Here is a 21,485-nt window from a genome sequence, read left to right on the forward strand (position 1 = left end):
CAGATTGACAGGCGTGCTTTAACAGCGGCTTACGCTTCGCCCCGCCGCGCGACGTTTTTGACCGATCGAAAGAGGCGGCCCGCTTCGCCGCGATCCCGTGACACGCACAACCCCGACCGGCGAGCCCGACCCCGTCCGGCTCGGCCTCCTCTACGCCGTGGTCTTCGTCGAGATCGGCATCGCCATGCCGTTCATGCCCGTCTGGCTCGGCGCGCTCGGCCTCGATGCCGGGCTGATCGGCCTGCTGCTCGCCCTGCCGATCGCCACCAAGGTCGTCGCGACGCGGCCGCTGATGGGCTTGATCGATCGCGGCGTGCGCCCGCGCACCCTGCTTGTCGCCGGAAGCCTGACCCTGGCCGTGAGCTATGCCGTGATGCCGGCCGCCGCCGCGATCGCCGCGGCCCTGCTCGGCCCGCTGATCGTCCTGAACGCCGTGGCGCAGGCTCCCTTGGTGCCGAGCATCGACTACCTCACGCTCGCCGCCGCCCGCCGCTCGAAGCGGATCGACTATGCCCGCATCCGCCTGTGCGGCTCGGTCGCCTTCCTCGCGGCAAACCTCGCGGGCGGCGCGCTGCTCGGCGTGCTGGGTGATCGGGTGGCGGTGCCGCTGCTGCTCACCGGGCTCGCGCTCGTCGCGACCCTCGTCGCAGCCTCGGGTCAGGAGGTCGCGCCGCCCGTGGAGCCCGCTTCGAAGACGGGGGCCGCTCCGCCCCTGCCGCGGGTGCTGCGGCTCTCCATCGCCGCGGCGGCACTGATCCAGGCAAGCCACGCGGCGATCTACGCCTTCGGCAGCCTCGATTGGGCCCGCCACGGCGTCTCGCCGCCCTGGATCGGCGCGCTCTGGGCGGTCGGCGTCGCGGCCGAGATCGCGCTGTTTGCCGTCGTCGGCCGCTTTCCCGCGCGCTGGCGCAGCCCGTTCCGGCTGCTTAGCCTTGGGGCAGGCGCGGCTCTGCTACGAGCGCTCGGCCTCAGCCTCGCGGACGGCGACCTCGCCCTGCTCCTGCCGCTTCAGATGCTGCACGGCCTCACCTTTGGTGCGACCCATCTCGGTATCATGGCGGCGGTGTCCGGTTTCGCGCCGGACGGCGCCCGCGGCCGGGCGCAGGGGACGGTCGGCGCCTCGACCGCGCTGGTCTCGGCGCTGGCGACACTGGCCTGCGGCGCGGTCTACCGCTCGTTCGGCGGACCTTCGACCTTCCTGATGATGGCGCCGCTGGCGCTCGCCGGCCTCGTCCTCGTCGCGCTGGCGCAACGCATCCATGATCCCCGCGGATTTGGCGGCGGCTCCCCCCATAAGGTATAGCCAGCCTCCGATCTCGGGATCCCAAAGGGATCATCCCTTTGGCGGGGTTTCGGGGCAGAGCCCCGAGAAGCGGCATCGAGCCCGAAGGTTCGGATTCGACGCTTCTTGGTAAGGAATTCGTTTCAAGATCCCGAGAGCATCATCCCGAAAGGTGGCCTCCGGCTTTCGGAAAAAGATGATGCAAAACAATAGGCTGGAGCGGAAGCGGGAGCGGCGCGTGCGGATCGCAGACGGCTCGGGCATCTCGGAAGCCGCGGGCGCCGACCTCGATGCGGGCGGCGGCCGCGTGATCCTGCACGGGCGCTGGACGGCGGATCAGGGGCCGGCGGTGGAGAGCGCCTCGGCGCGCATCGCCGCCCAGGGCCGCACCCAGCCCGTTCTGGTGGATCTCAGCGGCCTAGCGCGCCTCGACACCCTCGGCGCCTGGGTCTTGGAGCGGACCCGCGCCGAGATCGAGGCGGCGGGCGGGCGGCTGGCCTATGCCGGGGCGCGGCCCGAGCACCGCATTCTTCTGGGCGAAATGGGCCTGCGCGACCCCGAGCCGGCGCCGCAGGATACCCGTAACCCAGCCCTGCGCTTCCTCGATGCCACCGGTCAGCGCGTCGCCCGCGGCGGCAACGAGATCCTGTCCGGCATCGCCTTCCTCGGCGAGGTGGTGGCCGCGGGTGGCCGGGTCGCGCGCCGGCCGCGGACCTTCCGCATGGCCGCGCTCGTCAACCAGCTCGAACAGGTGGCGCTGCACGGCGTGCCGATCATCGTGCTGATCTCGTTCCTCGTCGGCGGCATCGTCGCGCAGCAGGGCATCTTCCAGCTCCAGCGCTTCGGCGCGCAGAGCTTCGTCGTGAATCTGATCGGCCTGCTGATCCTGCGCGAACTCGGGGTGTTGCTCACCTCGATCATGGTGGCGGGCCGCTCCGGCTCTGCGTTCACCGCCGAGATCGGCTCGATGCGGATGCGCGAGGAGGTCGATGCCCTGCGGGTGATGGGGCTCGACCCAATCGAAATCCTGATCCTGCCGCGCGTTCTCGCACTCGTGATCGGCCTGCCGATCCTGGCCTTCCTCGGCTCACTCGCCGCGCTCGCGGGCGGCGGCCTCACCGCCGCGATCTATGGCGGCATGACCACCGATGCCTTCCTGGCGCGGCTCCAGGCGGCGGTGTCGTTCCACCATTTCGCGGTCGGGCTGATCAAGGCGCCGTTCATGGCGCTGACGATCGGCATCATCGCGACGATCGAGGGGTTCGCGGTCGAGGGCTCGGCGGAGTCGCTCGGGCGCCACGTCACCGCCTCAGTCGTCAAGTCAATCTTCATGGTGATCGTGCTGGATGGCCTGTTCGCGGTCTTCTTCGCCGCGATCGATTTCTAAAGCATCATCCCGAAAGGTGGCCGCCGACTTTCGGAAAAAGATGATGCGAAAACAAAAACCTAGAGCACGCGGCCAGACGACGTTCGGACGGACCCTTTGACCACCCCTCACCTTTTCCCGGCCGGGCCAGACGCCGCCCAGAGCGACGCGATTATTCGCGTGCGCGATCTCGTGGTCGGCTTCGGCCCGCGCATCGTGATGAAGGGGCTCGACCTCGACATCCGCCGCGGCGAGATCCTGGGATTCGTCGGTCCCTCGGGCCAGGGCAAGTCGGTGCTGACGCGCACCATCCTCGGGCTGGTGCCGAAACGCTCCGGCACGATCGAGATCTTCGGCGAGAACGTGGACGGGCTCACGGTCGCCCGGCGGCGCCAATTGGAGCAGCGTTGGGGCGTGCTGTTCCAGCAGGGGGCGCTGTTCTCGGGCCTCACCGTCAAGCAGAACATCCAGATGCCGATGCGCGAGCATCTCAAGCTGTCCGAGCGGCTGCTCGACGAGTTCGCCCGCCTGAAGATCGAGATGGTCGGCCTCAAGCCGGATGCGGCCGACAAGTACCCCTCGGAACTCTCGGGCGGCATGATCAAGCGCGCGGCGCTCGCCCGCTCGCTGGCGCTGGACCCGGAAATCCTGTTCCTCGACGAGCCGACCTCGGGCCTCGACCCGATCGGCGCGGGCGAGTTCGACGACCTCGTCTCGACCCTGAAGAAGACGCTGGGGCTCACCGTCTTCATGGTGACGCACGATCTCGACAGCCTCTACACCGCCTGCGACCGCATCGCGGCGCTCGGCGACGGCCGGATCATCGCGCAGGGGACGATCGAGGAAATGCTGGCGAGCGACCATCCCTGGCTGCGCTCCTACTTCCACGGCAAGCGCGCCCGCGCCATCGCCACGCCGAACCAGTCGGCGCAGCCCGGTTACGCCCATGCGTAAAGCCCCGCTGATCGCCCCCGGTGCGGTTGCGCACCGCTTCGCCCCCTCGGATCGGGATTAGAGCTGAGCCGATGGAGACTCGCGCAAACTACGTCCTGATCGGCGCCTTCACCATCGGCGTCGTGCTGGCCGCCTTCGGCTTCGTGTTCTGGCTCCAGGGCGGCTCCCGGGGGCAGGCGACCCAGGCGCTCCGCATCGTGTTCTCCGGCTCGGTCGGCGGCCTCGCCAAGGGCTCGACCGTCTCGTTCAACGGCATCAAGGTCGGCGAGGCGCTCGATGTGCGCCTGCTGCCGCAGGACCCGCGCCGGGTCGTGGCGATCGTGCAGGTCGATCCCTCGACGCCCCTGCGCGCCGACACCCGCGCGCGGCTCGATTCCGCGATGCTGACCGGCGTCTCGCAGATCGCGCTTTCGGGCGGCAGCGCCGACGCGCCCGCCCTCACGCCGGGCTCGGGCGACAAGATGCCGACGATCTTCGCCGATTCGAGCGACATCCAGGACATGATGGCGGCCGCCAAGCAGATCGCGCAGCGGGCCGACGACGTGCTCCAGCGCCTCGACAAGGTGGTGGCCGGCAACGAGGGCGTGATCAACCGCACGCTCGCCAACGTCGAGTCCTTCTCGAAGACGCTGGCCGAGGCCGGGCCCTCCATCGCCGGCCTCGTCAAGTCGGTCGACGGGCAGCGCCTCAACCGGGTGATCGAGAACGCCGAGACCTTCTCGACCGCGCTGGCGAATTCGAGCGGGGACATCCAGGCCGGATTGCACGATGCCCGCAGCCTCGCCGCCAAGCTCAACGCCTCCGCCGACAAGATCGACGGCGTGCTCAAGGGGGCGGAGGGCTTCCTCGGCTCGGCCTCGGGCCAGCAGGGCGCGGGCACCTTCGCCGAGATCCGAGAGGCGGCGATCTCCGTGCGCGATGCCGGCCGGGCCTTCCGGGCGCTGTCGGAGAACCTCGACAAGCGCACCGCCAACATCTCGACGAGCTTCAACCGCCTGTCGGGCACGAGCCGGCGCGAGGTCGAAGCGCTGTCGAGCGACGGCCAGCGCACTCTCAACACCCTGAGCCGGGCGGCCCGCAGCCTGGAGCGCGACCCGTCACAGGTGATTTTCGGCGGCAAGCCATCGTTGCCGGAATACAACGGTGGCCGCTGAGCCGTTCGGTTTCCGGATGATGTGTCGGCACGCACGGCGTAGCTTGAGCGTTTGCGTATGCTCCCGCGTGCTAGAGGGGGTCTCAGTCTCCCCGACAGCGAACGGACGGTGCCCGAGCGTATGACGCGTCTTCCTCTCTCGCCTGCTCTTCCCGGTCGCCCCCTGCCCGGCCGCATCCTGAGGGCGGGCGCCCTTCTCGCGCCGCTCGCGCTCCTCGGCGGCTGCGGTGGCGGCACGCCGCTCACCTTCGATCTCGCCGCCCTGCCGGGTCAGGCGCGGGCGGGCGGCGCGGCGCGTTCGATCGTCGTGTCCGAGCCCGTCGGCCTTCAGCCGATGGAGGCCGACCGCATCATCGTGCGCGAGCCCGGCGGCTCCCTCTCCTTCCTCGGCGGCGGCCAGTGGGCCGACCGCCTGCCGCGCCTGATCCAGACGCGGGTGATCCAGAGCCTGGAGAATACCGGCCGCCTGCGCTCGGTCTCGCGGCCCAGCGACAAGGTGCCGTCGGACTACCAGCTCGTCAGCGAGATCCGCGAGTTCGACGTCAATTCCGGCACCGGCGAAGCGGTGGTGGACCTTTCGGCCAAGCTGATAGCCGAGGGAACCGGGCGGGTCGTCAATGCCCGCGTCTTCACCGCCCGCGTGCCGGTGAAGAAGGTCGATCCGCAGAGCGCCGCCGCGGGCCTCGATGCGGCTTTGGGCCAGGTTCTCGCCGACCTCGTGCGGTGGGTGAACACCGCGCGCTAGGGCCGCGGCCACCCTTTACCCGAACGACCGAGCCCGCCCGGTTCCCGGCGGGCCCGGCGCTCACGCTTCCAGCGCGGCGAGCGCGGGACCGCGCAGCGACAGCGGCACGGCGATCAACTCGCCGTGGCGCGGCTCCGGGCGGTTGTAGACCGCCGGCCGGCCCTGAAGATCGCAGACCACGCCGCCCGCCTCGCGGACGATGAGGTCGGCACCGGCGAGATCCCAATCCCGCGCATCCCTCGAGACGAGGCCGAGGTCGATCCGGCCCTCGGCCACCCGCGCGAGCCGCAGCGCCAGCGAAGGCACCCGATCGACCACCGTGACCGAGGGGCGCGGCCCGCGCCGCGCCGCACCGTCGAGCAGGCGGTCTTGGAACGGCTTCGGGCCGGTGATGCGCGCGCCCTCCAGCATGGCCTGCGGCGCAACGCGGATCGGTGCGCCGTTGAGGGTCGCGCCCTCGCCCGCCACCGCCTCGTAGAACTGCTCGGTCGCCGGCGCGAAGACGCCGCCGAGCACCGGCTCGCCGCGGGCCAGCAGGGCCACGGCGATCGACCAATCCGGATGCCCGGACAGGAAGGCGCGGGTGCCGTCGATCGGATCGACGATCCAGACGAAGTCATGGCCGAGCCGCACCGGATCGTCGCTGGTCTCCTCCGAGAGCCAAGCGGCGCGCGGCTCGATCTGCGACAGGCGGATCTTGAGGAAGGTGTCCACGGCGACGTCCGCCTCCGTGACCGGCGAGCCGCCGGCCTTCGACCAGACCCGCGCGCTCGTCTGCTCCCCGTTACGGAAGAAGGGCAGCGCGAGCGCGGCGGCCTCCCGGATCGCGTCGTGCAGCACGGGCCGCAGCGCCGCGAGAGAGGATGTCGTTTGGGTCATGGATCCGGTCGGAGCCGTTCGTACAAAGCCGGCTTCATGCCGTTTGAACGGCGCAGGCGCCCTTTCGTTCTAGAGCATCGGCGGAAAAAGTGGCCATCGGATTTCGGAACGCAGTGATGCAGGGCCGGCCGCCTCGGCCGCGCCCCGGCTCGGCCGCACCGCCGAGCCGGCGCCGGAGCGTCCGCACGGTTACCGACATTTGCACCAATCCCGGCAAGGGTTCGTTGAGCATCCGGCAGACTTCGGCTCGATCCACGAACGCTTAACGCTCACTCTTAAGGCGCCTTGGGGGAGACGACCGGCACTGTGCTTGTCAGATCAGCGCGTCCGACAGAGACCGCGGCGAGGGATAGGGCGTCGAACCGATGATGACTTTCGAGACCGTGAATCTGAACTGTCGGCCCGGCGTCGAGACCGAGACGCGCGCGCTCCGCATCGAGGCGCAGGCGACGCCGCTGCCGGTTCTCGGGGTGACCCGTGGCGTCACACCCGTCGGCGTGGCGCTGGCCTTTGCCGACGATGCGGCCGATGCTTGCGGCGAGGACCGCTTCTCCCTGCTTCTCATCGACGGCGAGGGCGAGGTGACGATGCAGCTCGGGCCGTTCCCCGAGGAGGATGTCGTGGCGGTGTGGCGCGACATCTCGACCACGGGCGGTCTTGCCCGGATGCTGCTGCGCGAGGACGGCTCCATCGTCCCGGTCTCGCAGCAGCTCGGCCCGGTCGTGCTCGGCAAGGGCCGCCAGCGCCGCCGTCACGCCGCGCTCAGCGGACGCCGCCCGCGCTTCCTCGTGCGGCGCAAGCCCGCCCGCCTCCCGGCCCGGCCCTGCATCCACCGGGGCGAGAGCGAGATTATCTCGCGCGGCTGAGACGGCGTCTCGCCTCAGCCGTTCTCGAGCGGCCTGTCCGACGAACGGTCGGCCGGAGCGCCGTCATAGCCCTCGAGCCATTCTATGCGCTCGGGCGAATTCACCGGATAGGGGCAGGCGTCGCGGGGACGCCCCTGGGCCCGGGCCCGGGCGCCCTCGGTGATCGGATCGTCGGGGGGTCGGTGCGGATCTGTCTTGCTCATGACAGCGGATATGGCGCGGGACCGAGCCCTCGCCACGGTCGGGTTCAGTGCAGACCCTGCCACAGCGCGTCGGCGGCAAGCCCCGCGAACAGGATGAGGCCCGCATCGCGGTTCGAGCGGAACAATGCCAGGGCCCGCAGGCCGTCGCGCTCGGAGAGCTGCATCACCTGCCGGGCGAGATGGGCGGCGAACAGCCCGAGCCCGATCCAGCTCAAGAGGCCGGCCCCGGCGCCGACCAGCGCCGGCACGAACAGGGCGATGGTGCCGGCGTAACAGAGCCCCACCGCGAGTCGCAGGCGCGCCCCGAACAAACGGGCCGAGGAATGGATGCCGACGATCTCGTCATCCTCGATGTCCTGCACCGCGTAGATCGTATCGTAGCCGACGATCCAGCAGATCGTGCCCGCATAGAGCCACAGGGCCGGCGGATCGAGGCGGCCGAACACGGCGACCCAGCCCATCAAGGCGCCCCAGCCGAAGGCGAGGCCAAGCACCGCCTGCGGCATCGGCATCACCCGCTTCATGAACGGGTAGATCGCCACCGGCGCCAGCGAGAGCATGCCGACGAGAATCGCAGTCGGGTTGAATTGCAGCAGCACCGCAAGGCCGACCAGCGCCTGCGCCACGAGGAAGGCGGCGGCCTGTTTCGTCGTCACCTGTCCCGAGGGCAGCGGGCGCGAGCGGGTGCGCTCGACCTGCGCGTCGAGCTTCCGGTCGGCGATGTCGTTATAAGTCGAGCCGGCCCCACGCATCGCCACCGCGCCGATCAGGAACAGCACGAGATGGCCGGGATGCGGGCCGGGATTCCCGGCGGCGGTCGAAGCGAGGGCCGCCGACCACCAGCATGGCAGCAGCAGCAGCCACCAGCCGATCGGCCGCTCGATCCGGGCGAGCCGCAGATAGGGCCGCGCCCCGGCCGGCGCGAGCCGGTCGGCCCAATGGCCGGCGACCGCGTCGGCGACGCGGCCGGAGCCGGGCTCGAACGGAGAGGGCAACGGTGACGGGGCGCTGAGGACTTACAGTGCGCCTTGCGGCATGCGGAAGGCGCCCGACAGGCCGGGACCGCCGAGCAGACCGCCGCCACCGCCGCCGTTCTGCGCCTGAGTCTTGGCCTGGGCTTCCATCTTCGAGGCCTGGGCAGCGATGCCGCAGACCTTGGTGCGGATCGCCGCGACCTTGCTGTGGTCGGCCTTGAAGCCTTCCGAGAACGAATCCGGGATCGAGCACCATTCCTTGTTGGCGGTGATCCACTTGATGCCGGTGGCGCCGTTGGCCTGGAGCTGGCCGAACAGGGAGCACGCCTCCTGCGGCGTCATCTTCTTCTTTGAGTTCGAAGCGGAGTTGGCCTTGGCCACGAGGTTCTTGCGCTCGATCAGCGTCTTCTGGATCGAGCTGCAATCGGTGCCCGCCTGCTGCGGCACGGACTGGGCCGGCGCGGCCGGAGCCATCGGCGCGGGCACGCTCATCGGCGCGCCCGCCGAGGGTGCCGGCTCGGCCGGCGTATCCATCGCCGGCAGCGGCATCCCGCCCATGCTCTGGGCCAGAGCCGGCCCGGCCAGCAGGACAAGGCCGACTAGCGCGGCGGCGGTCTTCGTCGGTGCAACAATCCTGGCAGACATTCGGCCCGGTCCTTCTCCCCGCATGCCGCGACGGGTGTAACCCCCGATCCCGCAGCGCCCATCCGGCCCGAATCCCTGGCAGCTTGCGCCGCGGGCCCGGCAGAGGGGCTTGAAGTGTTTCGATGCGGGAGTCTTCTGCGCACGGGATTGTGGCGCCAATGGTGCTGTCCGCCGCCCCAATGCCAGGAGCGTGGGAAACGCCGTGAAACATTGGGCGCGTGTTCTTTTTGCACCAGTGCGCATCGGGCTCGCCGCCGATTGACAGGCCGGGGCCGCCACGCGACGAGACCGGCTTGGCTGCGAGAGACCATGGCTGCTTACGACTTCACCGCCCCACGCCTCTTCGTCGAAGCGGATCTGGCGGAGGGGCGCGTCCTGCCGCTGGAGCGGGCGCAGGCGAACTACCTGCTCACGGTGCTGCGCCGCGCGGAGGGCGAGCCCGTCCTGCTGTTCAACGGGCGCGACGGCGAGTGGCGCGCCGAGATCGTGCCGCAGGGCCGCAAGAGCGCCGACCTGCGCGTGGTGGCGCAGACCCGGCCGCAGCCGGCGCCCGCCGACCTTCATTACCTGTTCGCGCCCCTGAAGACGGGGCGCATCGACTACATGGCCCAGAAGGCCGTGGAGATGGGCGCGGGGCGCCTCCAACCGGTCTTCACCCGCTTCACCCAAGGCGAGCGGATCAAGCTCGATCGCCTCCAGGCCAACGCGATCGAGGCGGCCGAGCAATGCGGCATCCTCTCCGTGCCGGAGATCGGCGAGCCGGCCCGGCTGCCCGCCTGCCTCGAAGCCCTCGAACCCGAGCGCCTGCTCGTGTTCTGCGACGAGGACGCGCCCGTCACCGACCCGGTGGCGGCCCTGCGCGGCGCGGCCGATCCGGCGCGCCCGCCGCCGCTCGCCGTGCTGGTCGGCCCCGAGGGCGGGTTCCACGCCGAAGAGCGGGCGTTGATCGCCGCCCGTCCCAACACGGTCGCGCTGTCGCTCGGACCGCGCATCCTGCGGGCGGATACGGCCGCCGTGGCCGTGCTGACGCTGGTGCAGGCGGTGCTGGGGGATGCGCGGTGAGCCGGACCGATTCGAGGATGTCTTAAAGAATGACTCCCCCCCGCATCCTCCTCCTGTCCCTCGGCGGGACGATCACCATGACCCGGAGCCGTGAGGGCGGGATCGTGCCGACGTTGACGGCCGCCGACCTCGCCGACTCGGTGCCGGGGCTCGCCGCGGTGGCATCCATTGAGACGCTTTCGCCCCTGCGCCGGCCGAGCGCCGGGCTCACCCTCGACGACCTGATCGGCGTGGCGCGCACGCTCACCGAGCGCCTCGCGGGCGACCTCGACGGCGCGGTGGTGATCCAGGGCACCGACACGATCGAGGAGACGGCCTTCGTCCTCGACAGCTTGGTCGCCGGCGACAAGCCCGTCGTCGTCACGGGCGCGATGCGCGGACCGGAAAGCGCCGGGGCCGACGGGCCCGGCAACCTGCTGGCGGCCGCCATCGTCGCGGGCAGCGCGGCGGCGCGGGGCATGGGCGTGCTCGCCGTCCTCAACGACGAGATCCACGCCGCCCGCCTCGTGCAGAAGGCCCACACCGCCCTGCCCTCGGCCTTCCGCTCACCGCTTGCCGGCCCGGTCGGGCTCGTGATCGAGGGCGAGGCCCGGATTTTCGTGTCGCCCCGCCGCGGCCCCATCGTCGGCGGCCCCCTCGCATCGGAGCCGGCCCCCGTGGCGCTCCTGAAGATGGGCATCGGCGACGACGGACGGCTGCTCGCCGCCCTGCCCGATCTCGGCTTCGCCGGCGTCGTGATCGAAGGAATGGGCGCGGGCCACGTGCCGGAGGCGCTGGCAGAGACCGTCTCCACCCTGGTCGCGCGGCTTCCGGTACTGCTCGCCTCCCGCACCGAGACCGGTCCTGTGTTCTCGCGCACATACGGGTATCCCGGCGGCGAGATCGATCTGCTCGCTCGCGGTGCGCTCTCGGCAGGCCTTCTGTCGGGTGTGAAGGCGCGGCTGCTCTTGCAGCTTCTCCTTCGCGCGGGGGTCGATCGAGCGGCCTACGGAGCTTACTTCGCGGATCCGTGATCGACGGGGTCAGCGCCGTGAACAGAAGCTTGTGTCATGTCTGCCATGCGGTCGGCGGGCGCGTTGTTCACCCTTGCGGCGTCCTCTAAGGACACGACATCCGGTAAGGCCGCGGCCGGCCCCTCCGGTGGCGGATCCTCGGCGCGCCGCTGACCCCTTCGACCGACGTTACCTTCGAGGCAGCGCATGGCGCGCGATACGTCCGACACCACCCCGCTGACGACGCGGGACGAACTGATCGCGTGGTTCGCCGCGGGCGAGAAACCGTGCGCGCGCTTCGCCATCGGCACCGAACACGAGAAGATCCCGTTCTACATCGCCGACCACGCACCCGTTCCCTATGAGGGCGAGCGCGGCATCCGGGCGCTTCTGGAGAATCTCGGCCGCGAGACCGGCTGGGAGCCGATCTTGGATGCCGGCAACATCATCGGTCTGGCGGGACCCGAGGGCGGCGGCGCGATCTCGATCGAGCCCGGCGGCCAGTTCGAACTCTCCGGCGCGCCGCTCCCCGACATCCACGCGACGGCGACCGAACTCGACGAGCATCTCGCCGCCACGAAGCGCGCGGCCGAGCCCCTCGGCATCGGCTTCCTCGACCTCGGCATGAGTCCGAAATGGACCCGCGAGGCGACGCCGCAGATGCCGAAGAGCCGCTACCGCATCATGCGGAATTACATGCCGAAGGTGGGCCAGCTCGGCCTCGACATGATGCTGCGCACCGCGACCGTGCAGGTGAATGTCGATTTCGCCTCCGAGGCCGACATGGTGCGCAAGATGCGCGTCAGCCTCGCGCTCCAGCCCATCGCCACGGCGCTCTTTGCCAACTCCCCTTTCACCGACGGGCGGCCCAACGGCTTCCTGTCGCGCCGCTCGGAGATCTGGCGCGACACCGACCCGGACCGCACCGGCATGCTGGCCTTCGCCTTCGATGAGGGCTTCGGCTACGAGGCCTATGCCGATTGGCTGCTCGACGTGCCGATGTACTTCGTCAAGCGCGGCGAGACCTATCACGACGTCGCCGGGGCCTCGTTCCGCGACCTGATGGCCGGGCGCCTCGCGCAATTGCCCGGCGAGCGGGCCACCGTCTCGGACTGGGCGAACCACGCCTCCACCGTCTTCCCCGAAGTGCGGCTCAAGCGCTTCCTCGAAATGCGCGGCGCCGATGTCGGCGGGCCGGCGATGATCGCGGCGCAATCGGCCTTCTGGGTCGGGCTCCTCTACGACGAGACCGCCCTCTCCGCCGCCTGGGATCTGGTGCGCGGCTGGACGGCCAGCGAGCGGGAATCGATGCGCGCCGCCGTGCCGCGGCTCGGGCTCCATGCCAGCATCGGCGGGCGTTGCGTCGGCGCGGTCGCGGCGGAGGCGCTCGCCATCGCCCGCACCGGCCTGCAGGCGCGGGCGCGCCGCGACGGCAACGGCCGCGACGAGGCGGTCTATCTTCAGCCGCTGGAAGCGATCGTGGCCGCCGGCCGCAGCCATGCGCAGGAGCGGCTCGCCGACTACGAGGGCCCCTGGGAGAAATCAGTCGATCCGGCCTTCACCGCCTGCACGTTCTGATTGTCAGGGCGCCGCGGCGGATTTTCACCCGCGGAAAGCGTGGCGGTTGGAACGCGTTCGGCGCATCGTTGTTCCTCTGCGTGTTCCTTATCGCTTAAGGAGTCCGCATCCATGTCTCGCATCACGACCCTGACGCTGGCCGGCCTCACCGCGGCGAGCCTGACCGTGACGTCCGTTCCGCCGGTCCAGGCCGCGCCCCTACCGGCGATGAATGCCGCGCAGGTCGGCGGCGGCACCACCGTCGAGACCGTCGGCTGGCGCCGCGGATATTACGGAGGCTATTACGGCCCCCGTTACGGCTACGGCTACGGGTATCGCCGCCGCAACATCGGCGGTGCGCTGTTCGCGGGTGCGGCGCTCGGCCTGATCGGCGGCGCGATCGCCGCCAGCGCGGCCCCGCGCTACTACGGCTATCCGGCCTATGGCGGTTACTACGGCTACGGATACGCCCGCCCCGTGGGCTATTACGGCGGCTACGGCTACCCGGCCTATGGCGGCTATTACGGCTACGACCCTTACGCCTGGTAGCCGTCTGCTCCTCCGTGAAGACAACGCCCTGCGGTTGGGTTCAGCCGGCAGGGCGTTTTCGTGTTATGCGCCGCTCCCATGTCCGAGATCTCGCAGGACGGCACGGTCGAACTCGACCTCAGCGGCCTCAAATGCCCCCTCCCCGCGCTCCGCACGCGCAAGGCCCTGCGGGCGCTGGCGCCCGGCGCGCGCTTGGCCGTGACCGCGACCGATCCGCTGGCCGGGATCGACATCCCCAACGTCGTCCGCGAGGAAGGGGCCGCGCTGGAGGCGCAGGAGCGCCACGGCCCGGCCGCGCGCTTCCTGATCCGCCGCAGCGCCGACCGCCCGCCGGCCTGTGCAAGCCTGACCCCGACCTGAAGCGACGAGCCGGAGACGCCATGCCCCCCGAGATCCGCGGCACCCGCACCATTCACGATGGCTGGGCGAGCTTCCTCGTCGCCGAGGTGACGACCCCCGAGGGCGCCGCGGTAACCCGCGAGATCGAGGATCACGGCGAGGCGGTCTGCGTGCTGCCCTACGATCCCGCGCGCAAGGTGGCCATGCTGATCCGACAGTTCCGCGCTCCGCCCTTCTTCACCGCGGGCGTGACTGATTTGCTCGAAGTGCCGGCCGGCCTGCTCGACGAGGCCGATCCGGCCGAGGGCGTGCGCCGGGAGGCCTTCGAGGAGACCGGGCTGCGACTGTCGCATCTCGAGCCCGTCTCCACGGTGTGGAGCCTGCCGGGGATTTCCACCGAGCGGATGCACCTGTTCCTCGCCCCCTACGCGGAGAGCGACCGGGAAGGGCCGGGCGGCGGCTTGGCCGAGGAGCACGAGGCGATCACCGTGGTCGAGATGCCGCTCTCCACCCTCGCCGCCATGAGCGAGGCCGGCGAGATCGTCGATATGAAGACGCTGGTGCTCCTGCTCTCGCTGCGCCTGCGCCGCCCCGAACTCTTCGCCTGACGCACCGCTTGCGGGCCGGCCGGTAGCGCTTATCATCCTGTCACGCGGAACGGATTCTCTCGAAACAGCAGACACCGCCGCGGGGAGATGCGCTCATGTCGTTCTTCATCGGGATCGCCGGTCCCTGGCTCGTGATCTCCGCCCTGCTGCTGATGTGGCACCGGCGGGAGGAGGAGCGCCCGGCGCGGACCGTGGACGCCGAGCCGGGCGGATATCCGCCGCGAGCCTGAAGCGTTCCGGGCGAGCGCGCCCGCCGCTTGGCCGCTCCCTTCCCCTCCCGATTCCGCATGGCGCTCCGGCCCTTGCCGAACCAACGGCCACGCCACGGGTTGTCGAGGCTCTGCGCCCTGTCGCGGCCCGACGTCTCCGGCCTGCCCGGACGATGGCGGCGGACACGGCGCGTTCCGTTCGAACCCGACGCCGCCTTCATGGGCCGTCGATGCTGGAGCCGCTTATGGACATTGCCCTCGACAAGATCACCGAGATCATTCTGCGGCTGCGGGCGGTCGAGGTGAAGGAAGGCGCGACCGATCCGGATTCGGGCTCCAACCCGACCGATGACGGCTCGATCGACATGCTGGTCGGCGGCACCGACGACGCCACCGAGCAGGAGATCCGCAGCATGATCGCCGGGCTCAACGAGGATGAGCGCGCCGATCTCGGGGCGCTGCTCTATATCGGCCGCGGCGATTACGAGGCGGCGGAATGGCGCACGGCGGTCGCTTTCGCCAAGGAGCGTGAGGCGGCGGGCGATACGGTGATCCGTGAGTTGCTCGGCACGCCGGACGCGGCGCCGCTCCTCGAAGAAGGCCTCGACGCGCTGGGCATTCCCATGGAGACGCCGGAGGCATAAGGCGTCCCGCCCTGCGTGAGGCCGCGGCAGGCCGGACGAGGCGCGGCCCTCCGCGCTTCGAACCAAACCCGCCTCGCGCACGAAAGAATCGGCCTGGAACGAGCGCTCCGGGCCGATTCTGTTTCAGAGGGATGGGGTCAGGGTTCGCAGGCCAGCGCCTTCGCGCCGATGGCGACGAACTCCGCCGCCGTCCGCAACTCGTCGTCGATCCGCGGCGTGCGGGCCACGGCGGTCGCCTCGCGCGCCAGCCGGTCGTGGCAGGAGCAGCGGGGGAGCCCCTGGCCCACCGGCGGCGAGCAGGCATCGTGGTGCATGCAAGCCCGGTCGAGGGCATCGATCGGGGGAAGGCCGGCGCCGCGGCTGCCCGGACCGCAATAATTGCCGTGAAAGACCAGTGCGCCCTGGGGAAGACCGTTGCCGAGGTCGGGCGCGGCCGGCGCCTCGACCGAGGGTCCCTCGATGTCCGGGGCAACCACGGACTGAGCCGAGACGGCGAGCGGTGCGAGGCCGAGGAGAACGGCCGAGAGACCGGTGATCAGGGAAAGACGCCGGGCGGCGCGGCAGGCAAAGATGGCCACGGTTGAAAGACTCCGTTCGAAACGCGCCCCTCACAGCACTTCACCGGCCGGGTTCGTGACCCGCACCGGGAAGACTGAGCCGTTCCAACGATTAGTCCTTGGTAGTGGTTCACTGTTTCACGCAAGAAACAAGCCATCCGGCCGGCTTTGGAACCTATCATTCAACCCGCCGCGCACGACGCCGAAGCCGGATTCCGGGCGGACGCGTGACGCCCGTCAGCGGCTGCGCAGGATCAGCCGGTCGCCGCGCACCTCGTAGGAGGGCAGCCGGTCGAGGAAGCTCTGGCCGAGCAGGTTGGTGGTCAGCACGCCGGGCCGGCTCACCATCGCGTCGACGTTGCGCTCGGCGATCGGCCCGACCGTGAGCGAGTCGAGCCGGATCGGCGCGGTGAGCGCGGTGCCGTTGGCGGTGGAGACGCGCTGGGTGAAGGCGCTCTCCGGCGGGCGGATGCCGAGGCGCTCGGCGGATTCAGCGGTGAGCACGACGCTGCTCGCCCCCGTATCGAAGACGAAGCGCTGCTCGGCGCGGCCATTCACCGCCGCCAGCACGGCGAAATCGCCGTCCGAGCGGCGGGTGATCGTCACCTCGCCGCCCGGGCCGACCACGGCGGTGCCGGGGCGCAGGGCCCCGACGACGTTGGCGCCGACCCGTTGCGCGTCGTCGCGATAGGTGTAGCCGACGACGATCACCGCGCCGATGGCAAGCCAGATCAGGATCGCGCCCAGGGTCTTGCCCGGCATGACGAGCGCCTGCCGCCAGCGGCCGGCGGTGAGGAGCAGCAGCAGCGCGGTCATCGAGACGACGCCAGCGAGCTGATCGGAATCGAGCCCCATCACCGGGCCGCCGTCATGGTTGGCGATCAGAACGATGAGGCCGATCCCGAGAATGGCAAGCCCGGCCCATATCATGACGCGCGCGCCTCCCGGCCGGGATAGGCCCGGCGGAGCCGCTCGGGCAGCGCGGCCATGACGGCCAAACGCTGCGGCTCGGAGAACGAGCCCCACCGCCCGATCTCGTCGCGCGTGCGCCCGCAGCCCTCGCACAGGCCCGTTACGGCATCGAGCACGCAGAGCTTGGTGCAGGGTGAGGAGGGTTTTTTGGAAGGAATCGCCAGCATCGCCCGTGCAAATGGGACGGAGCGGGGCCGTGAATCAAGGTCTGGCCGGAAACCTTATGCCGCCCGCGGGTCGTCGGACGGGCTGCGCTTCAACCAGTGGATCGGGTGGACGAGGATGCGCGTTCCCACATCCCCCTCCCACTGCGTCCGCAAGCCTTGCGCCTCCACGGCCGTCACGATCTCGGCGGCGATGGCGGCCGCGGTCTTGTCGCGGTCTTCGAACGCGCCGGAGGCGAGGTAGAGGCCCTGGTCGAAGACGACCGACTCGACATCCTGCCCGTGGTAAAAGACGAACCCGCGCGACGCGCGCCCGCGCTCCCGGCGCTGGTGGTAGATTTCGGTCGCGTCCGAGATGCCGTCCGAGCGGGTATAGCCGGCTTTGTGCAGCGCGATGATCCCGCGCGCGTCCAGCGCGTCGAAGGCGATGGCGAGGCGGTCGAAATCCGTCTCCAGCGGCCACGTCGCCTCGTCGGCCCGCTTGCGTGCGAAGGCGCGCGTCACCTCCGCCTCGACCCAGCGGCGATCGTCGGGCGCGACCGTGTCGGGGTCAAGATACTCCTCCAGGATCGTCTCGAGTGTCGAACCTTCGGTCTCGAAGCCGCCGCGGGCCAGAATCTCGATCTGCTCGGCGGTGTCGGCACGGTCGATCGCTTCCGCGGGCGAATCGGACGGGGCTTGGCTCTGCGCCTTTGCCGTCCGGCCCAGGAAAAGCCGGCGGAGGATCCTCAGCATCACTCTGGGCTCCCGCCTACGCCGTCGCCGCCACCAGGGCCAGCAGCACCGCGATCTCGCCGACCTGCTGGCAGGCGCCGACCACATCGCCCGTCTGGCCGCCGATCTTCCGCTCGGCCAGCGCGCTCAGGCCGAAGGCCGCGAGCGGCGCCAGGATCAGCGCGAGGCCGAGACCCAGCGGCGGCAGGCCGAGGGCGGCGGCGATCCCGGCGAGGATCAGGCAGGTCAGTCCCGCGATGCCCAGCGTCGCGCGGGTCGGCCGGCCGACGGCGGCGCCCGCGCCGCCGGGACGGGCGGGATCGAGGATCGCGAGCGGGACCAGCGCCACCGTCCGCGACAGGGCGGCGGCGAAGAGCAGCGACACGGCGGCGAGCCCGCCGGAGCGGTCGAGCAGGGTCGCGAGCATCGCCGCCCGCAGCGCCAGCCCCAGGAACAAGGCGGTGCCGCCATAGGCGCCGATGCGGCTGTCGCGCATGATCTCCAGGCTGCGCTCGCGGCTCTGGCCGCCGCCGAACCCATCGGCGACGTCGGCCAAGCCGTCCTCGTGCATGGCGCCGGTGATGAGCGCGAGCGCCACGAGGGCGAGAGCGGCGGCGACGAACGGCCCGAGCCGTATCTCCCAGGCCAGCACCAGAACCAAGGCGGCGGGCGCGGCGATCAGCAGCCCGGCCAGCGGCAGCATCCGCGGCACGGTGCGGAAATCCGGCGCGGCGTAGGGCGCCGGCTCGTCCGGCAGGGGCGGAACCGGCAGGCGGGTGAAGAAGCGGAGGCAGGCGGCGAGATCGTAGACCAGCTCCGCCCCGGGAAAGGGCGGTCCGAGATCGCGGCCACTGCGCTCGATCATTCCGCTTCCCTTCCCATCGGCCGCCTGTACCGCGGGCCCGTCCGCTTCTATAGCGCCGGGAGCCTCCGGCCTGCTACGCGGCGTCGCTGGCTATCCGGTGGCAATTCCCGCACCGATCGGGCGACCTCCTTCGTTTTTCCCGCATCCGACGCGCACGAGCCCTGCCGATGACCTCCAGCCCGACCTCCGACGCCGCGCCCTTCGCCGACATCCGCCGGCTGCTGACGGAGATGCCCGGCCCCGACGAGGACGCGGTCGCCGCGATCCGCGCGCGGGATGCCAGCCTCACCAAGCCGCCGGGCGCGCTCGGGCGGCTCGAAACATTCGTGGAATGGCTCGGCGCGTGGCAGGGCAAGGCCAAGCCCACCCTCGACCGGCCGATGGTCTGCGTGTTCGCCGGCAGCCACGGGGTGGTGGAGCGCGGCGTCTCGGCCTTCCCCGCCGCGGTCAACCGGCAGATGCTCGACAACTTCGCCGCCGGGGGTGCGGCGATCAACCAACTCTGCGCCGCCTACGGCCTCGGCTTCCGGGTGTTCGATCTGGCCGTGGATCTGCCGACCGGCGACATCTGCTCCGGCCCGGCCCTCGACGAGAAGGGATGTGTCGCCACCATGGCCTTCGGCATGGAGGCGGTGGCAGCGGGCACCGATTGCCTCGCGGTCGGCGAGATGGGCATCGGCAACACCACGGTCGCGGCGGCGATCTACGCGGCGCTCTATGGCGGCGAGTCCGAGCATTGGGTCGGTCGCGGCACCGGCCTCGACGCGGCCGGCCTCGCCCGCAAGGCGCAGGCCGTGCGGCTGGCGCTCGACACCCACACGGATCATCTCGGCGACCCGCTGACGATCCTGGCGCGGCTCGGCGGCCGGGAGATCGCGGCGATGGCCGGCGCCATCCTGGCCGCACGGCTGCAACGGGTGCCGGTGGTGCTCGACGGTTACGTGGCAACCGCGGCGGCGGCCATTCTGCACGCCGCCGATCCGCACGCCCTCGACCATTGCATTGCCGGCCATCGTTCGGCCGAGGGCGCGCATGGCGAGGTGCTGGAACGGCTCGGCCTCAAGCCCGTCCTGTCGCTCGACATGCGCCTCGGCGAAGCCTCGGGCGCGGCCCTGGCGCTCGGCCTGCTGAAGGGCGCGCTGGCCTGCCACCGCGACATGGCGACGTTCGAGCAGGCCGGGGTCTCGGGCAAGAGCGAGGGCTAGAATCTTATTCAGTGGAGGGCTTTGGCAAGCTTATCGCCCCTCATGCTGAGGTGCCGAGCGAAAGCTCGGCCTCGAAGCACGCCCGAACGGTCGATCCTGTCGCGTGGGTCTGCCCGGAGAAGCGTCGCGGCGTGCTTCGAGGCTGCGACGCAGCGCCTCAGCATGAGGACCGTGACGGTTGCCGGAACCAGTCGTTCCGGCTCCGAGCCGCCGCTCAGGCGGCCCGTGCGCGCCGGGCGGAGGCCGCCTCGGCCGGGGCCTTCTCGGCGCCGAGCGTCATCGCGGGCAGGGTGTCCATGCCACGGCTCGCGGGGAAGGTGACGATCACCTCGGTGCCCTCGCGCGGCTTCGACTTGAGCTGGAAGCCGCCGCCATGGAGGTCGATCAGGCCCTTCACGATCGGCAGGCCGAGACCCGAACCCTGCTCGGCGGTCTTGATCGCCAGCGAGCCGCGGCCGAACGAGGACATCACCGTGCCGAGTTCGTCCTCGGGGATGCCGGGCCCGGAATCCTTGACGCTGAGATATTGTCCGCCCGACGAGGTCCAGCCGACCTTGATCGTGATCTCGCCGCCCGGCGGGGTGAACTTCACCGCGTTCGAGAGCAGGTTGAGCACGATCTGGCGCAGCGCCCGCTCGTCGGCCCAGAGGCGCGGCAGGGAATCGTCGATCAGGCTGGCGAAGGTCTGGCCCTTGCTGCGGGCGCGCAGGGTCATCATGTGGCGGCACTCCTCGACCGTGTGGGCGAGCTGCACCGCCTCCTCGGTCAGGTCGTAGCGCCCGGCCTCGATGCGCGAGAGGTCGAGGATCTCGTTGATGAGATTGAGCAGGTGCATCCCGCTGTCGTGGATGTCGGTGGCGTATTCCCGGTAGGCCGGGGCGATATGGGCGCCGAACACCTCGTTCTTCATCACCTCCGAGAAGCCGAGGATGGCGTTGAGCGGCGTGCGCAGCTCGTGGCTCATGGTGGCGAGGAAGCGGGATTTGGCGAGGTTCGCCTCCTCCGCCCGCCGCCGGGCCTCGTCGGAATTGGCCTTGGCCTGTTCGAGTTCAGCGAAGATCGCGTCCTTCTCCGCCCGCGATTGCAGGGTGCCGACCGCCGAGGCGTAGAGGCGGCGTGCCAAGCCGGCGAAGAAGAGCTGGCTCGCCACCGTCATCGCGACGAGGAGCATCGTGTCCATGTCGCTGGAGAAGACCAGCAGCGAGAGCGCCGCCAGCATCAGCGGCACGAGGCCCGCCAGGGCGGCGACCGGCACGGTCGCGGCGAGCATCGTCGTCACCGCCGCGACGATGACGAGGCCGAACAGCGCGAAAGTCCGCGCCTCGGGCACGCCCACGAGCAGCAGCATCGCCCAGGCGGCGCTCTGGGCGAACTCGGCGGCGACGAAGGTGCGCCCCCAGCGCTTCAGCGAGAGGCTTTCCGGCGCCTGCCGCAGGAAGCGGCGGCTCAGCAGCAGCATCAGGGTGGTGGCGGCGATCGCCCCGGCGGCCCAGACCGCCGCGGTCACGGCCGTCACCCAGATCGAGGAGGCACCCGCGACCATGAGCGCCAGGAGCAGGAGCGGGATGCCCGCCCCGACCCGGTACTGCGCGTAGAGCCGCAGGAGTTCGGTGTCGAAGGCCCGCTCCAGGCCGCTCGTGGAGGTCAGCCGCTCGCGGGCCGAGCGCATCTCGCGCGCGATGCCCCGGCGCTTGGCCACCTCTTGCGAGGAGGGCCCGCGCCCGCGCTGAACCATCTCCGCTGTGAGGTCGGCCATAACAGTCGAGATCGCCAATCGGGATCGGAACGCCGGGCGCCCGGTCGTGGACTAGCGGCGCACGGGGCGGGGTGGAGAGCCCTCAAGGTGCCGTGCGAACCGTTAAGAAGCGGCTTCGACGATCCGGCGAATTGCGCAGATATGAGAACCGAAATGTCTCATGCCGAATCCGGTCGATCCCTTCGGGATGGCGGATTTGGGCTTCGCTCAGAGGCCGCGCGGGCT

Annotated in this window: 25 protein-coding genes; 15 read left to right on the top strand and 10 right to left on the bottom strand. The window is 70.6% G+C overall.

The window, feature by feature from the left end; genetic code table 11:
- The first annotated feature begins 97 nt into the window (after nucleotides 1–97).
- From ASF53_RS16360 to ASF53_RS16380, 5 genes are all read left to right on the top strand, one after another.
- Nucleotides 98–1,303, top strand: coding sequence for an MFS transporter (locus tag ASF53_RS16360; protein WP_056200543.1), 1,206 nt, complete (start codon nucleotides 98–100; stop codon nucleotides 1,301–1,303).
- Between the two features lie 217 nt (nucleotides 1,304–1,520).
- Nucleotides 1,521–2,669, top strand: coding sequence for an ABC transporter permease (locus ASF53_RS16365; protein ID WP_056200997.1), 1,149 nt, complete (start codon nucleotides 1,521–1,523; stop codon nucleotides 2,667–2,669).
- A gap of 96 nt (nucleotides 2,670–2,765) precedes the next feature.
- Nucleotides 2,766–3,602 (top strand): ABC transporter ATP-binding protein, encoded by an 837-nt coding sequence (locus ASF53_RS16370; protein WP_082482769.1) that lies wholly within the window; start codon nucleotides 2,766–2,768, stop codon nucleotides 3,600–3,602.
- A gap of 71 nt (nucleotides 3,603–3,673) precedes the next feature.
- The gene (locus tag ASF53_RS16375) at nucleotides 3,674–4,756 is read left to right on the top strand and encodes an MlaD family protein (protein ID WP_056200546.1); all 1,083 of its coding nucleotides are present in this window, start codon (nucleotides 3,674–3,676) and stop codon (nucleotides 4,754–4,756) included.
- A 120-nt stretch (nucleotides 4,757–4,876) separates the two neighbouring features.
- Complete coding sequence (locus ASF53_RS16380; protein ID WP_056200549.1) at nucleotides 4,877–5,500, top strand: ABC-type transport auxiliary lipoprotein family protein; 624 nt, start codon at nucleotides 4,877–4,879, stop codon at nucleotides 5,498–5,500.
- Between the two features lie 60 nt (nucleotides 5,501–5,560).
- Here the strand turns inward: ASF53_RS16380 and ASF53_RS16385 are convergent, their stop codons facing one another.
- On the bottom strand, nucleotides 5,561–6,379 hold the full coding sequence (locus ASF53_RS16385; protein ID WP_056200552.1) for an inositol monophosphatase family protein: 819 nt from the start codon (nucleotides 6,377–6,379) through the stop codon (nucleotides 5,561–5,563).
- Nucleotides 6,380–6,744: 365 nt separating this feature from the next.
- Here ASF53_RS16385 and ASF53_RS16390 point away from each other — a divergent pair, with 365 nt between their 5' ends.
- Nucleotides 6,745–7,245 carry a DUF6101 family protein gene (locus ASF53_RS16390; protein WP_056200555.1) on the top strand — a complete coding sequence of 167 codons (501 nt, stop codon included), beginning with the start codon at nucleotides 6,745–6,747 and terminating at the stop codon, nucleotides 7,243–7,245.
- 14 nt (nucleotides 7,246–7,259) lie between these two features.
- Here ASF53_RS16390 and ASF53_RS26820 read toward each other — a convergent pair whose 3' ends face one another.
- The 3 genes from ASF53_RS26820 to ASF53_RS16405 are packed head-to-tail and all read right to left on the bottom strand — an operon-like array spanning nucleotide 7,260 to nucleotide 9,067.
- Complete coding sequence (locus ASF53_RS26820) at nucleotides 7,260–7,448, bottom strand: ribosome modulation factor (RefSeq protein ID WP_056200558.1); 189 nt, start codon at nucleotides 7,446–7,448, stop codon at nucleotides 7,260–7,262.
- A 44-nt stretch (nucleotides 7,449–7,492) separates the two neighbouring features.
- The gene (gene ubiA, locus ASF53_RS16400; RefSeq protein ID WP_056200561.1) at nucleotides 7,493–8,443 is read right to left on the bottom strand and encodes a 4-hydroxybenzoate octaprenyltransferase; all 951 of its coding nucleotides are present in this window, start codon (nucleotides 8,441–8,443) and stop codon (nucleotides 7,493–7,495) included.
- A gap of 21 nt (nucleotides 8,444–8,464) precedes the next feature.
- Nucleotides 8,465–9,067, bottom strand: a complete 603-nt coding sequence (locus ASF53_RS16405; RefSeq protein ID WP_056200564.1) for a hypothetical protein — start codon at nucleotides 9,065–9,067, stop codon at nucleotides 8,465–8,467.
- Nucleotides 9,068–9,376: 309 nt separating this feature from the next.
- Here ASF53_RS16405 and ASF53_RS16410 point away from each other — a divergent pair, with 309 nt between their 5' ends.
- The 8 genes from ASF53_RS16410 (at nucleotide 9,377) to ASF53_RS16440 (ending at nucleotide 15,027) form a co-directional block, all read left to right on the top strand.
- Nucleotides 9,377–10,129: a 16S rRNA (uracil(1498)-N(3))-methyltransferase gene (locus ASF53_RS16410; RefSeq protein WP_056200569.1), complete on the top strand. Its 753-nt coding sequence runs from the start codon at nucleotides 9,377–9,379 to the stop codon at nucleotides 10,127–10,129.
- Between the two features lie 29 nt (nucleotides 10,130–10,158).
- Complete coding sequence (locus ASF53_RS16415) at nucleotides 10,159–11,142, top strand: asparaginase (protein WP_056200572.1); 984 nt, start codon at nucleotides 10,159–10,161, stop codon at nucleotides 11,140–11,142.
- A 186-nt stretch (nucleotides 11,143–11,328) separates the two neighbouring features.
- The gene (locus ASF53_RS16420) at nucleotides 11,329–12,699 is read left to right on the top strand and encodes a glutamate--cysteine ligase (protein WP_056200574.1); all 1,371 of its coding nucleotides are present in this window, start codon (nucleotides 11,329–11,331) and stop codon (nucleotides 12,697–12,699) included.
- Nucleotides 12,700–12,810: 111 nt separating this feature from the next.
- The gene (locus ASF53_RS16425; RefSeq protein ID WP_056200577.1) at nucleotides 12,811–13,227 is read left to right on the top strand and encodes a hypothetical protein; all 417 of its coding nucleotides are present in this window, start codon (nucleotides 12,811–12,813) and stop codon (nucleotides 13,225–13,227) included.
- Between the two features lie 78 nt (nucleotides 13,228–13,305).
- The gene (locus ASF53_RS16430; RefSeq protein WP_056200580.1) at nucleotides 13,306–13,587 is read left to right on the top strand and encodes a sulfurtransferase TusA family protein; all 282 of its coding nucleotides are present in this window, start codon (nucleotides 13,306–13,308) and stop codon (nucleotides 13,585–13,587) included.
- Between the two features lie 20 nt (nucleotides 13,588–13,607).
- Entirely contained in the window at nucleotides 13,608–14,174 is a 567-nt protein-coding gene (locus tag ASF53_RS16435) for an NUDIX domain-containing protein (protein WP_056200583.1), read from the top strand.
- 95 nt (nucleotides 14,175–14,269) lie between these two features.
- Nucleotides 14,270–14,404, top strand: a complete 135-nt coding sequence (locus tag ASF53_RS26825) for a hypothetical protein (RefSeq protein WP_286134499.1) — start codon at nucleotides 14,270–14,272, stop codon at nucleotides 14,402–14,404.
- Between the two features lie 224 nt (nucleotides 14,405–14,628).
- Nucleotides 14,629–15,027 carry a DUF3775 domain-containing protein gene (locus ASF53_RS16440; protein WP_056200586.1) on the top strand — a complete coding sequence of 133 codons (399 nt, stop codon included), beginning with the start codon at nucleotides 14,629–14,631 and terminating at the stop codon, nucleotides 15,025–15,027.
- Nucleotides 15,028–15,164: 137 nt separating this feature from the next.
- Here ASF53_RS16440 and ASF53_RS16445 read toward each other — a convergent pair whose 3' ends face one another.
- From ASF53_RS16445 to cobS, 5 genes are all read right to left on the bottom strand, one after another.
- On the bottom strand, nucleotides 15,165–15,605 hold the full coding sequence (locus ASF53_RS16445; protein WP_056200588.1) for a phospholipase A2 family protein: 441 nt from the start codon (nucleotides 15,603–15,605) through the stop codon (nucleotides 15,165–15,167).
- A 216-nt stretch (nucleotides 15,606–15,821) separates the two neighbouring features.
- Nucleotides 15,822–16,514, bottom strand: coding sequence for a retropepsin-like aspartic protease family protein (locus ASF53_RS16450; protein WP_056200591.1), 693 nt, complete (start codon nucleotides 16,512–16,514; stop codon nucleotides 15,822–15,824).
- Nucleotides 16,511–16,723 carry a DUF1289 domain-containing protein gene (locus tag ASF53_RS16455; RefSeq protein WP_056200594.1) on the bottom strand — a complete coding sequence of 71 codons (213 nt, stop codon included), beginning with the start codon at nucleotides 16,721–16,723 and terminating at the stop codon, nucleotides 16,511–16,513. Before ASF53_RS16455 ends, ASF53_RS16450 begins: the two co-directional genes overlap by 4 nt.
- A 54-nt stretch (nucleotides 16,724–16,777) precedes the next feature.
- Nucleotides 16,778–17,455 (bottom strand): DUF6891 domain-containing protein, encoded by a 678-nt coding sequence (locus tag ASF53_RS16460; RefSeq protein ID WP_056200597.1) that lies wholly within the window; start codon nucleotides 17,453–17,455, stop codon nucleotides 16,778–16,780.
- Nucleotides 17,456–17,471: 16 nt separating this feature from the next.
- On the bottom strand, nucleotides 17,472–18,299 hold the full coding sequence (gene cobS, locus ASF53_RS16465) for an adenosylcobinamide-GDP ribazoletransferase (protein ID WP_056200600.1): 828 nt from the start codon (nucleotides 18,297–18,299) through the stop codon (nucleotides 17,472–17,474).
- Between the two features lie 167 nt (nucleotides 18,300–18,466).
- On the opposite strand from cobS, the gene cobT reads away from it, so the two are divergent.
- Nucleotides 18,467–19,504 (top strand): nicotinate-nucleotide--dimethylbenzimidazole phosphoribosyltransferase, encoded by a 1,038-nt coding sequence (gene cobT / locus ASF53_RS16470; protein WP_056200603.1) that lies wholly within the window; start codon nucleotides 18,467–18,469, stop codon nucleotides 19,502–19,504.
- 214 nt (nucleotides 19,505–19,718) lie between these two features.
- Here the strand turns inward: cobT and ASF53_RS16475 are convergent, their stop codons facing one another.
- Complete coding sequence (locus ASF53_RS16475; protein WP_056200606.1) at nucleotides 19,719–21,260, bottom strand: sensor histidine kinase; 1,542 nt, start codon at nucleotides 21,258–21,260, stop codon at nucleotides 19,719–19,721.
- Nucleotides 21,261–21,485: the final 225 nt, after the last annotated feature.

Origin of the sequence: Methylobacterium sp. Leaf123, from assembly GCF_001423405.1 — a bacterium.
In the GTDB taxonomy this organism is placed as follows: Bacteria; Pseudomonadota; Alphaproteobacteria; order Rhizobiales; family Beijerinckiaceae; genus Methylobacterium.